The organism is Micrococcus sp. KRD026, assembly GCF_017168445.1.
In the GTDB taxonomy this organism is placed as follows: domain Bacteria; phylum Actinomycetota; class Actinomycetes; order Actinomycetales; family Micrococcaceae; genus Micrococcus; species Micrococcus luteus.
Map to the genome: position 1 here is coordinate 1 of NZ_JABFBA010000015.1, position 11,853 is coordinate 11,853.

At 66.5% G+C, this 11,853-nt stretch carries 7 protein-coding genes; all 7 read left to right on the top strand.

All coding sequences use genetic code 11. The features are described from left to right. Window positions 1-167 (top strand): integrase core domain-containing protein (locus tag J1M40_RS05665; protein ID WP_206450570.1); only part of this gene is annotated, 167 nt, incomplete at its 5' end. After that, window positions 91-1,275, top strand: a complete 1,185-nt coding sequence (locus J1M40_RS12975; protein WP_342356887.1) for a restriction endonuclease subunit S — start codon at window positions 91-93, stop codon at window positions 1,273-1,275. The genes J1M40_RS05665 and J1M40_RS12975, both read left to right, overlap by 77 nt. 5 nt (window positions 1,276-1,280) lie before the next feature. Next, the gene (locus J1M40_RS05675) at window positions 1,281-4,544 is read left to right on the top strand and encodes a type I restriction endonuclease subunit R (RefSeq protein WP_206450561.1); all 3,264 of its coding nucleotides are present in this window, start codon (window positions 1,281-1,283) and stop codon (window positions 4,542-4,544) included. 1 nt (window position 4,545) lies between these two features. Further along, window positions 4,546-5,472 carry a GIY-YIG nuclease family protein gene (locus tag J1M40_RS05680; RefSeq protein ID WP_070708633.1) on the top strand — a complete coding sequence of 309 codons (927 nt, stop codon included), beginning with the start codon at window positions 4,546-4,548 and terminating at the stop codon, window positions 5,470-5,472. A gap of 110 nt (window positions 5,473-5,582) precedes the next feature. After that, the gene (locus tag J1M40_RS05685; protein ID WP_206450562.1) at window positions 5,583-7,013 is read left to right on the top strand and encodes a DUF262 domain-containing protein; all 1,431 of its coding nucleotides are present in this window, start codon (window positions 5,583-5,585) and stop codon (window positions 7,011-7,013) included. Further along, on the top strand, window positions 7,006-9,057 hold the full coding sequence (locus J1M40_RS05690; RefSeq protein WP_070708635.1) for a DUF262 domain-containing protein: 2,052 nt from the start codon (window positions 7,006-7,008) through the stop codon (window positions 9,055-9,057). Before J1M40_RS05685 ends, J1M40_RS05690 begins: the two co-directional genes overlap by 8 nt. A 47-nt stretch (window positions 9,058-9,104) precedes the next feature. Continuing rightward, window positions 9,105-11,645 carry a DUF262 domain-containing protein gene (locus J1M40_RS05695; RefSeq protein ID WP_070708636.1) on the top strand — a complete coding sequence of 847 codons (2,541 nt, stop codon included), beginning with the start codon at window positions 9,105-9,107 and terminating at the stop codon, window positions 11,643-11,645. Window positions 11,646-11,853 lie beyond the last annotated feature (208 nt).

The window sequence follows — 11,853 nt, forward strand, 5'->3', positions numbered from 1 at the left end:
AGGTCCTCTACGCCCGCCCGTACTCCTCAGAGCAAGCTCGGCGTGAGGCCCTGGCGGTGTGGGTGAACCACTACAACTACCATCGGCCTCATACCTCCTGCGGAGACGCTCCTCCGGCCTCACTGGCACCGACCCGAGTCAACAACGTCATGCCCTCCTACAGCTAGTCCTCTCGAAGCTGTAGCTCTCGACCTTCGTGCCGGCGATGTTGTCGTTAGCGAGGGCGGCAGTGTTGGGCGTGCAGCGGTATTGCGAGAAGACCTGCCCGGAGTCATCTTCCAGAACTCGGTGAACCGCCTTCGACCTCGGCATGGGGTGGATGGGCGGTTTCTCGCCTATGTGCTGTCAGCCATCAGACACTCGGGCTACTTTTCCGTCTACTGTGATGCCGTTTCAATCGCCCACCTCACGGCTGAGAAGCTGGGGCGCCTGCGGATCCCCGCGGCAGACGCCGATGCTCAACAGCGAATCGCCGACTACCTCGACCGCGAGACCGCCGCGATCGACGCCCTGATCGACAAACAGCGGGGCCTCGTCGCGGGCCTGCGCCGTCGTCGCGCAACGGCCATCGTCGCGGCCACCTCAGGGATGCAGGCGAACGGAGACCGTGGAGAGTCCGCATCCTCGTGGCTCAAGGACATGCCGGCACACTGGTCGGAGTTGCCGATCAAGCGCGTCTTGACCGATGTGCAATCCGGCTATTGGGGCTCTGATGAGGTCGGCGATGGCACCGACGTGCGAGTCGTCCGGGTTGCGGACTTTGACCGCCCCACCCTGAGCGTCGGAACGGCACCGACGATTCGGAGCGTCACTCCGTCGGAGAGGGCCAAAGCCGCGCTTCGGCGTGGCGATCTCCTGATGGAGAAGTCCGGCGGTACCGGTATCAACCCGGTGGGCTTCGTGGTCAGCTACGAATCGGATGAGGAGTCGATCTTCGCCAATTTCATCGTTCGGCTGCGGCCTCGTCCCGATCAACACGCACGCTTTTGGCTTTACGCACTCAACGGGGCATACACGTCTGGGCTGACCTGGAAGTCAGTGAACCAGACCACGGGGATTCAGAACCTCGATATGGCGTCATTTATGTCAGAAGTATTCCCTGTCCCTCCCCTCGACGAGCAACGAGAAATCGCCGACCACCTCGACCGCGAGACCGCGAAGATCGACGCTCTGATCGCCAAGGCGGAGCGGTTCATCGAGCTCGCCCAGGAGCGTCGTGCCGCGCTCATCACTGCCGCCGTCACCGTCCAGATCGAGATCCCCACGGAGGACTGACGGCCATGGCCATCCACAACGAGAGCGAGCTCGAGATTTACATCTGCGAGTACCTGGAGAGGCACGGCTGGCTCTACTCGGCCAACGACGCCGGTTACGACCGCAAGAACGCGCTCTTCCCCGAGGACGTCCACGCCTGGCTGGCCGAGAACCAGCCGGAGGACTACGGGCGCATCGTGAAGGCCGATGCCCCGGCCTCTGCGCGGCAGGCGCAGCGGGACCAGATCACCACCCGCCTGATCGAGGTGCTCAACAAGCCGCAGGAGACCGGCGTCGGCGGCACCCTCAACGTGCTTCGCAAGGGCTTCAAGGTCGGCACCTCCGCCACCCTGCGCATGGCCGAGCCGCGGCCGGCCACGAACCTGAACCCGGCCGCCGTCGCCTCCTATCAGCGCATGCGGCTGCGCGTGATGCGTCAGGTGCACTTCAACCCGGCCACCAACCAGTCCGTGGACCTGGTGCTGTTCGTCAACGGCCTGCCCGTGGCGACGATCGAGCTTAAGACCGACTCCACCCAGTCCATCGGCCACGCGAAGAAGCAGTACCGCGAGCGCAACCCGAAGGCCACACCACTGTTCGGGTTCGGCACCCGCGCCGTGGTCCACTTCGCCGTCTCCAACCGCGAGGTCTGGATGACCACCAAGCTGGCCGGGAAGGACACCTTCTTCCTGCCGTTCAACCAAGGCGACGACGGCCACGCCGGCAACCCGCTCAACCCGAACGGCTCCGCCACCGCCTACCTGTGGGAGCGGATTCTCCAGCGGGACACCTGGCTCGAGATCCTCCAGAAGTTCGTCTTCCTCAAGAAGGAGACCGTGGAAGACGAGTACGGCCGCTCGCGCCGGGAGCCCACGCTGATCTTCCCGCGCTTCCACCAGTGGGAGGCCGTCACCGAGATGCTCGCCGCCGTCCGTGAGGAGGGCGCCGGCAAGTCCTACCTGATCGAGCACTCCGCCGGCTCCGGCAAGACCAACACCATCGCCTGGACCGCCCACCGCCTGCTCTCCACCTACGGGGCGGACGAGCAGCGGGTGTTCGACTCGGTCATCGTGGTCACCGACCGCACCGTGCTGGACGATCAGCTCCAGGAGGCCGTCCGGCAGATCGAGCGGACCTCCGGCACCGTGGTGGCCGTGGACCGCAAGAACCTCGGGGGAGAGGCCACCAGCAAGTCCGCCCTGGTGAAGCAGACGCTGCTGCAGGGCAACCGGATCATCGTGGTGACGCTGCAGACCTTCCCCGCCGTGCTCGAACTCCTCAAAGGCGACTCGACGCTCGCCGGCCGCACCTACGCGGTCATCGCGGACGAGGCGCACTCCTCACAGACCGGATCCGCCGCAGCCAAGCTCAAGCGCGTGCTCACCCCGGACGAGCAGGCCGACCTCGACGACGGCGGAGAGGTGGACACCGAGTCCATCCTCGCCGCCGAGGTCGCCGCCACCGGACGCCCGGAGAACATCAGCTTCTTCGCGTTCACCGCCACGCCGAAGGACAAGACCCTGCAGATGTTCGGCCGCCCCTCCGGCGAGTACGACGAGAAGGGTCAGGAGATCCCGGCCTCCTTCCACCGGTACACCATGCAGCAGGCCATCGAGGAGGAGTTCATCCTCGACGTGCTGAAGAACTTCACCAACTACGACACCGCCTTCAAGCTGGCCCTGGCCGGACAGAAGGGCGAGTTTCGTCCCGAAGGCGACCGGACCGCCGTCGGGAAGCCGACCACCGAAGTGGACCAGACCGAGGCGAGCAAGAAGCTCATGCGGTGGGTCAAGCTGCACCCGACGAACATCGCGCAGAAGGTCAAGATCATCGTGGAGCACTTCCGCGCCAACGTGGCCGGGCTGCTCGACGGGCAGGCCAAGGCCATGGTGGTCACCGACTCCCGCGCCGCCGCCGTCCGGTACAAGCGCCAGATGGACCAGTACATCCAGGACATGGGGTACACGGATGTGGGCACCCTGGTGGCCTTCTCCGGCGAGATCACCGACGACGACTTCGGGCTCGAGAAGGTCACCGAGCGGTCCATGAACCCGTCCGTGACCGGCGACCTGGCGAAGGCGTTCGACGGGGACGGCTACCAGGTGATGATCGTGGCCAACAAGTACCAGACCGGCTTCGACCAGCCGAAGCTCTGCGCTCTGTACGTGGATAAGAAGCTCTCCGGCGTGCTGGCCGTGCAGACGCTGTCCCGGTTGAACCGTGCGGCGCCCGGCAAGGACACCACCTACGTGCTGGACTTCGTGAACTCCGAAGACGACATCCAGGCCGCCTTCGAGCCGTACTACGCCGGCGCGAAGCTGGAGACGGTGACGGACCCGAACCTGATCCACGACCTGGGGACGAAGCTCGACGCCGCGGGCGTGTACGACTGGGACGAGGTCGACGCATTCGCCGACGTGTGGGTGGCCTGGAAGCCGGGGAGCGGGCAGGAGGGCCTGCAGGCCGCGCTGGAGCCCGTGGCATACCGGTTCCGCAAGGAGCTGGCGCATGCGCGGATGAACCAGGACGAGACGCGCGTGAACGAGCTCGTGCTGACGCGCAAGGACATGCGGTCCTTCGTCAGCCTCTACGACTTCCTCTCCCAGATCTACGAGTTCGGGGACACCGAGCACTACAAGCGGGCGCTGTTCCTGCGGCACCTGGTGCAGCTCGTGAGCGATCAGCCCGGCGGTGAGGAGCTGATCGACCTGAGCGACGTGCAGCTGGTGAGCATCCGGCAGAAGAAGACGTCCTCGGGGGACATCGGGCTGACCGGTGGGGCCGCGCTGAAGGGGACCACCGCTGTGGGAGGCGGGCAGGTGCGTGAGAAGCAGCGCGGGCCGTTGGTGGAAGTGATCGAGAAGATCAACGAGATCTTCGCCGGTGAAGGCGTGGATGCCTCCCCGTCCCAGCAGGAGGCGTGGGTCAGTGCCCTCGTGGCGCCGCTCATGGAGGACGAGAAGCTGCTGGGGCAGGCCGGAGCGAACTCGCTGGAGCAGTTCCTGGCGAGCCCGAACCTGGAACGGTCGGCGATGGGCGCCGTGTACGCGAACGAGGACGCCTTTGCGAAGATGACGGACATCGTGGGCAGGGGCGGGGACCCGTCGAAGATGATCGTCGCCGCGATCGGCGAGTACTTGTACTGGAAGGTGCGGAGCGAGGGGGCCGGGCCGGTGGACGTTGCTCATGGACGGTCCGCCGTTTTCGTTGACGAAACGGCCCCTTCGCAGGGTACTTCCGTCGATGAAAGGGCGAGTGCGACGCCGTCGCGCGTCCGGAAGGGGAACTGAGATGGCACATCCCAAGACACTGCAGGTCTTCCTGATGGACGGTGCACCCACCGGTCGGCTGAAGTGCACCCTCGACAACTGGACGGGCCTCGTCTACGTGGTGCCACGCACCAGTCTCAACGCGGACGGGCACCCCGAGGCGTTCGAAGGCACCGGTGTGTACCTGCTGCTGGGGCAGGACGCCGATTCCGGCGACGACGTCGTCTACGTCGGGCAGGCTGTCGGGCGGGCCAACGGCAACGGCCTGGTGGGCAGGATCCGGGAGCACGTCCGGAGGGAGGCGCACGACTTCTGGAACCGGGCCATTCTCCTCTCCACCCTCGGGGACACCTTCGGCCCAACGGAAGTGACCTACCTGGAGCACTACTTCCACCAGGCGGCCACCACGGCCGGGCGCTTCACCGTGGACAATGCGGTGGCACCCTCCCAGGGCAACGTCACGCAGGAGAAGAGGGCGGAGCTGGAGGAGTACGCCGACAAGGCCAAGCTCCTGATCAGCGCCCTGGGGCACCGCGTCTTCGAGAGCGCCGACGGCTCACATGCCGCGGCCGCGGCTGGCCGGGCCACCCAGGCGCCCGAAGCGGAGCCGAAGCGCACCCTGTTCACCATGACGGTCAACGGCGTCAGAGCCCAGGGACACCCGACGCCGGACGGGTTCGTCGTCCTGCGGGGCAGTGGCCTCATGGAGGGGCTGCGGCCCAGCGCACCCCCCGGTGTCCGGGCGGGCCGGGAGCGCTTCGCCGACCACATCGGTGCCGATGGGGTGCTGACCGAGGACGTCTCCTTCACCAGCTCCTCGGCCGCGGCCGGATTCGTGGCCGGCGGGAGCATGAGCGGGCCGTCCTCATGGCGGGCGCCGGATGGGCGAACCCTCGGCGAGGTCGAGGCCGCCTCGGCCGCGCCGGAGCCCATGGAAGACGGCGCCTGATGAGGACGCGGCCGACCGCCTTGGATGCCGCCGTCGACCATCCGCGGGGTGCCCAGAGCGACGCCCAAGAGCCGGGGACGGGGCGCTCCGGGTCGTTGACCGCGAACGTCATGACCGTCGCGGACGTACTGCGCGACCCTCGTCTCCGTATACCCGAGTACCAGCGGCCCTATACATGGTCCACGACGAACACGGGGCAGCTCGTCGAGGACATCCGTCGCTTTCGTGCGGCCGCGTCCTACCGGATCGGCACCATGATCGTGCACGCCGAGGACGGCTGGCTGGACATCGTCGACGGCCAGCAGCGGTACATGACCTTCGCCCTGATCGCGCTCGCACTGCAGGAGGTCCTGGGCAACACTGCCGAGCGCGCCGAGCACCAGCGTGCGGCCCTGGACAGCGCGGCGGCCATCGAGCTGCCGCCGGGCCGCCGGGACGTGTCGGAGCGCCACGTCATCGAGAACCACCGCCTCATCCTGCAGACATTCCGGTCCTGGGACAGCACCGAGGTCGAGGACTTCGCGGACTACTTCCTCGACCGGTGCACGCTGGTGCGGCTGACCGTCACCGACCTCGACGCCGCTTTCCAGATGTTCGACTCGCAGAACACACGCGGCCGGCCGCTCCTGCCCACGGATCTGCTGAAGGCCTACCACCTCCGCGCCTACGGAGAGACGACAACCGACCGCGGCGCGATCATGGCGGCCGTGAAGGACTGGGAGTCCACCCCGCCGGACGAGATCAACCACCTCTTCTCGCGTTTGCTCTATCCGGTCGTCCGCTGGTCCGCCGGTGAGTCCTTGCCGAGGGACGGTTTCACATCCGCACAGATCGGGGCGTTCAAGGGCATCTCGGCTGGGGCTGCGAGTTTCGGGCGGCTCCCCTGGGCACATGGGCTGCTGATGGCCAAAGCGCACGTGGATGACTACAACACCAGGAATGCGGCGCTGATCGCCCACGGAGCCCTCGCTCCGCTGGAGTTCCCTTTCCAGCTTTCCCAGCCGATCATCGACGGCGAGATGTTCTTCCGATTCGTCCGGCACTACACGAGCTTGGCCAGAACGCTTGGCGTCTCCGCGACCGAAGCAGACCAGACCGTCCAGGACGATGCCCGTCGCCATCGTGAGATCCGGCGGGTCCATGCCATCACGGGGCTCGTACGTTCTTCAGGCAACGGCGCCGGATATCGCTATACGCAGGAGCTCTACGGAGCTCTACTGTTGGCCTATGCGGACCGCTTCGGAGCCGAGGACCTCGAGCGCGCGGCCCTCGTTCTGGCGCGACACGCCTTTGCGCTGAGGACTCGTCTGCGCCGGGTCTACCCACGTTCGACCGAGCTGCACGCGCTGGGGCTGAACAAGGCCGTGGACTCGCCAGAGCAGGTCAACCTGTTCCGTCTGATGATGGGCACTATGGACCCGGCTGCGATCACCGGGCGCGTGCCTGCTCGTCCCGGCGACGTCGACAATGCGCCGGAACCGGTCAGGCGCCTCTACTCGGACCGGCCGTGGGACCCGGAGGAGGAGTCGCACCATGTCTGAGAGGAACGCCCCGGAAACTCTGACCATCGGGGAGGTCTTCGCGGCAGGACGTCACTACCGCGTTCCCGTCTATCAGCGTTCCTATGCCTGGACAGAGGTCGAGGTCTCCACGCTTCTCGCGGACGTGCGCCGTGCCCGTCTGCGGTCCAAAGCTCTCGAATCCCGCGGCAATGTCTCGGACTACTACCTCGGAGCGATGGTGGTGAACCGGACCCAGACTCCCGCAGGAGACCAGATCGACGAGGTGGTCGACGGGCAGCAACGGCTGACGACGCTCACGGTCCTGGCCGCAGTCGCGGAGCAGATCACCCAGGCCGGCGTGCTCGACCCGGTTGCGCTGGCTGTCCTGGACTACGAGGGGCGTGCGGAGGCGGGGGAAGACCTCGCAACCCTGCGCCGGCGGGGCGGTCACAGGCACGGCGCATTCCAGGTTGAAGCCATCGGGATTGCCGCCCAAACGGTCAGAGGGGCCTGCGAGCGCGCCACTGACCGCCAAGCGACTGCTGACGGTCAGACGGTGGTCTTTGATGCTGACGACCTCGCCTATCTCTGGAACCATGTTCGGCTGCTGCGGACGGAGCTTCCTGAGGGCACCGACCTAAACCACTACTTCGAGGTGATGAACACCCGCGGAGAGCAACTGGCGAAGCACGAGGTCCTGAAGGCAATGCTGATGCGACCTCTGCGTGATGAGTCGGAGCGGCAGGTCTTCGCTCAAGTCTGGGATGCGTGCGCCGTGCTGGACCGCCCGGTTCAGCTTCAGTTCGCGTCGGAGCAGCTGGACCCGGACATTTCTCCGGCCAGAGATGCAGTCTTCGGTGACACATGGTCGACGCTCGTCACCACGGATTTCGAGTCCCTTCGTGCCGCCCTAGAACCAAGCCTTGCGGAGACCGAACTTGGTGGACGCACGTCCTTGGATTCGTTGCTGTCCAGTCGGGGTGCCGGTGAGGGGACAAGCGCCTCAGCAGAGAAACGCTCCGATGAGACGGGGTCCTACGGAACCATCATCGACTTTCCGAACCTCTTGCTGCATGTTCTGCGGGTGATGGAGGAGTCCGGGATGGCGTCAGGTTCAGGCCGGCCGGCGTGGGGTCAGGAGCCGAAGAACGCCGTCCGTCTCGAGGACAACTCCCTGCTGGAACAGTTCGCCGAGCGTCGCCAGGACGACGCCCGGTGGTCCAAGCGATTCCTCGTCATGCTGCTCCGCATCCGGTTCCTGCTGGACACCTACGTCATTAGGACGCTGTCGACTACGGGAACCCGGGCGGACGAGGAGAACTGGGTGCTCGTGGGCGCCCTCAAGGTCGAGTCTGGCGCCGAGGAAGGGTCGTCGCGGCGACGTCGTCTCGGAGTGAAGAACACCTTCGAAGACCCGGCGGTCCAGGAGGCTGTCCGAAACCTGCAGGCCATGTTCCAGGTGACGGATACGCGCCGCGCGTCCAAGTACTTCCTCTACCGCATTCTCCGGTGGCTCGCCGAGCGGCCGGTGGACCGCGTGGACGGCGAGGCCTTCCAACGCATGCTGGAGGACCTGGCCCGCGAGCGGCTTCGCGCCTACGACGCGGACGAGGGATTGGACCTTGGGGTCAAGGTCCCGAACTTCGTGTTCAACGTGCTGGATTACATCCTCTGGGATCTCGGACGTAATCCGTCCGCCGAAGCGGGGGCGCTCGGGGCTGCACTCGGCGACGTTGAACGGAGTGTCCTGTCCCAACGCGCAGGCTCATTCCGCTTCCGGTACCGGACTTCGGTGGAGCACTTCTATCCCGTGGTTCCTGGCGAAGGGCAGAAGGTCCTGACATCGACGGAGGTGAACCGTTTCGGGAACCTGTGCATCATGGGCCGACGCGAGAACTCTCAGCGGAACAACCTGATGCCCGTCTCGAAGGTGAAGCAGTACTCTTCGGACGAGCAGAGCCTCAAGTTCCAACTCATGGCAGGCATCCTTCACGCCGAGGGCGACTGGGACGTCCCCCAGATCAAGGAGCACGGGAACAGCATGCGGCGGGTGATCCAAGAATGGCAGGGCAAACGGCCCTGACATCGCGGGACGATCTGGCCCTAGAGGCCCCCCGTTAAGCTCGTCACATGGTCGCCGCGCGTGAAGTCACCCTTCAGGAGCTCCTCGGGGGCTCCTATCAGTACACGGTCCCGCTCTATCAGCGGACGTACTCCTGGGGCCGCCCGCAGTGGCAGCGCCTGTGGGAGGACGTCGTCGACGTCGCCGGCCACCGGCGGGACAACCCTTCGGCGACCCACTTCCTCGGCTCCCTCGTTCTCGCCGGCTTCCGGGACAACGGGCCCGGCGGCGTCCAGCGGTGGCTCGTGGTGGACGGGCAGCAGCGGCTGACGACGCTGACGCTCCTCCTCGCCGCTGTCCGCGACCACCGGGCTGAGCACGAAGGCCCCATGCACGCCGATCGGGTCAACGAGAAGTACCTGGTCAACAAGTGGGAGGACGGCGATCTCCGCTACAAGGTCCTGCCCACCCAGGCCGACCGCAGCGCCTACCGCGGGCGGATCGAGCACGCCCCGGACGCTGCCGAAGGATCCAGGATCAGCGAAGCCCACCAGTTCTTCCTGACGAAGCTGCTCGGGTTGAGCCAACCGTCTGCTGACGGTGAAGAGGAGCCGCTGACCTTGGCGGAGGTCGAGTCCGCCGTCGTCGCCGGCCTGTCGATCGTCTCAGTGACCACCGGGGAGAACGACAACGCCCACCGCATCTTCGAGTCGCTGAACAACACCGGCCTCAAGCTCACCCAGGGCGACCTGCTCAGGAACTACCTGTTCATGCAGCTGCCCACCCGGGCGGATGAGGTCTACACCACCCTGTGGCTCCCGTTGCAGAACCTGCTCTCCAATGAGGAACTGGAGGCCCTGTTCTGGCTCGACCTGGTGCAACAGGATCCCAAGGTCCGCCAGACGGAGATCTACGCGGGGCAGCAGCGTCGCATGCGTGACCTGCAGGACGAGTCGCAGGTCAGGGCGGAAGTCGAGCGGTTCCTGGCGTTGGGGCGTCTCTACGACGTCATGCTCCGCCCGGAGAAGGAGAAGGACGACGCAGTGCGCTTCCGCTTGGCACGCCTGCGCGCCTGGCGCACGACGACGACGTTCCCGATCACACTGCACCTGATGGAGCGCCGGTCGTTGGGGGACATCGACTCGGACGAACTGGCCCGTGCGCTCCTCTACCTCGAGTCGTACCTGGTCCGACGTCTCGTCTTCGGCCGCTACTCCGACGGTCTCAACACCACCTTGCTCGCGGCCACGGCCGACATTCAGGGCCAGGACGATCCGGCGGATGCCCTGCAACGCTTCCTCTCCAGCGGACGGAAGCACTTCGCCTCCGACGATCAGATCCGCCAGGCCGTGATGACGGCACCCTTCTACACGACGGGCCGTGCGGCCCACCGGAAGCTGATCCTCCGGTGGATCGAGGAGTCCTACGGCAGCAAGGAGCCGGTGGACCTCGACAGCGCGACCATCGAGCACGTCATGCCGCAGACCGTCACGGAGGAGTGGGAGCGCGCTCTGGCCGACCAGCTCGAGGCGCACCAGGACCTTCGCGAGGTGCACACCGAGCTCCTGCACACCTTGGGCAACCTCACCCTCACCGGGTACAACAGTGAGCTGAGCAACGGGCCCTTCGCGGTCAAGCGTGCGGAGCTGGCCAAGAGCGGCATCCGCATGAACCAGGAGATCTCCGCTGAGCCGGTATGGGGTCCCGCGCAGATCCGTGCTCGCGCCGAGCGGCTGGCGGACCGGATCGTCGGCATCTGGCCGGGGCCCTCAGCAGAGGCCGCCTCCGGGGTCGCCCACACGGCCTGGCAGACGCTGTCGGACGCCGTCGAGGCCATTCCCGCCGGGTTCTGGACCTCCTACGGCGAACTCGCACGGCTGATCGGAAGCCATCCGGTCCCCGTGGGGACCTACCTCGCGCGGACGGCCCTGCCGCACGCTCATCGTGTGCTCCAGGCAGGAGGCACCGTGTCGCCGTCCTTCCGGTGGACGGACCCAGAACGCACGGATGACCCGCACGACGTCCTCGCCGCCGAAGGGGTGCGCTTCTCCGAGGACGGACATGCCGACGGCGGCCAGCGGCTGTCGGCGGAGCAGCTCGCCGAGCTCATCGACGTCGACGTCGACCTGACCGATCCTCGGTCGCTCGCCGACCCGGGCGACGACCCTGCCCTGCGGGACCGTTGGGTCGATCGCCTCCACGACCACAACGATCCCGAATCGGCCCGCGCCCTGATCGAGATCCAACGAGGCTGGGTCGAGCGCGGCGGCCGGGCCGCCTTCGTGGGCACTGCCGCCGGCGGTTGCTTCCTCGTGGCTCCGCACACGTCGGACCGCAACATCTGGCCCGTGATCCTGTACCCGACGTACGGCGTCGAGGTCGTCTTCTACCACCTCGCGAAGTGGGCTCCGTTCACCGATGGATCGCTCCTCGACGAGTTCCGGGAGCGCCTGAACCTCGTCCCTGGCGTGGAGTTCGGCCCGGACGCTCTCCGCCGTCGCCCGACCATCAAACCGGAGATCCTCCAGCCAGCCGCCGCGCAGGAGGCGTTCCTCGACGCGCTGGAGTGGTTCCTGCACACGGTCCAGGAGCTCGACACGACTACCTGACGGCCCTGCCGGGGGGGCCAGGTCCTGACGAGGCATCGCAGTCGTTATTCCGTCCACCCCACCCACTAGCCTCCCCACCATGTGTCAAGGGCCATTGAGTTCTGCCCATAGGCGGCCAGTGTTTCTTCCCGCTGGTGGCCATCAGAACTGCCCACTGGTGGCCAGCTGGTTTGCCCGTTTGGGTGGTGGTGCTGGCCACCGTGATGGG

Excerpts from the sequence above, each read along its gene's own strand:
- J1M40_RS05675 (WP_206450561.1), top strand. The coding sequence starts at position 1,281 with ATGGCCATCCACAACGAGAGCGAGCTCGAGATTTACATCTGCGAGTAC.
- J1M40_RS05680 (WP_070708633.1), top strand. The coding sequence starts at position 4,546 with ATGGCACATCCCAAGACACTGCAGGTCTTCCTGATGGACGGTGCACCC.
- J1M40_RS05685 (WP_206450562.1), top strand. The coding sequence starts at position 5,583 with ATGACCGTCGCGGACGTACTGCGCGACCCTCGTCTCCGTATACCCGAG.
- J1M40_RS05690 (WP_070708635.1), top strand. The coding sequence starts at position 7,006 with ATGTCTGAGAGGAACGCCCCGGAAACTCTGACCATCGGGGAGGTCTTC.
- J1M40_RS05695 (WP_070708636.1), top strand. The coding sequence starts at position 9,105 with ATGGTCGCCGCGCGTGAAGTCACCCTTCAGGAGCTCCTCGGGGGCTCC.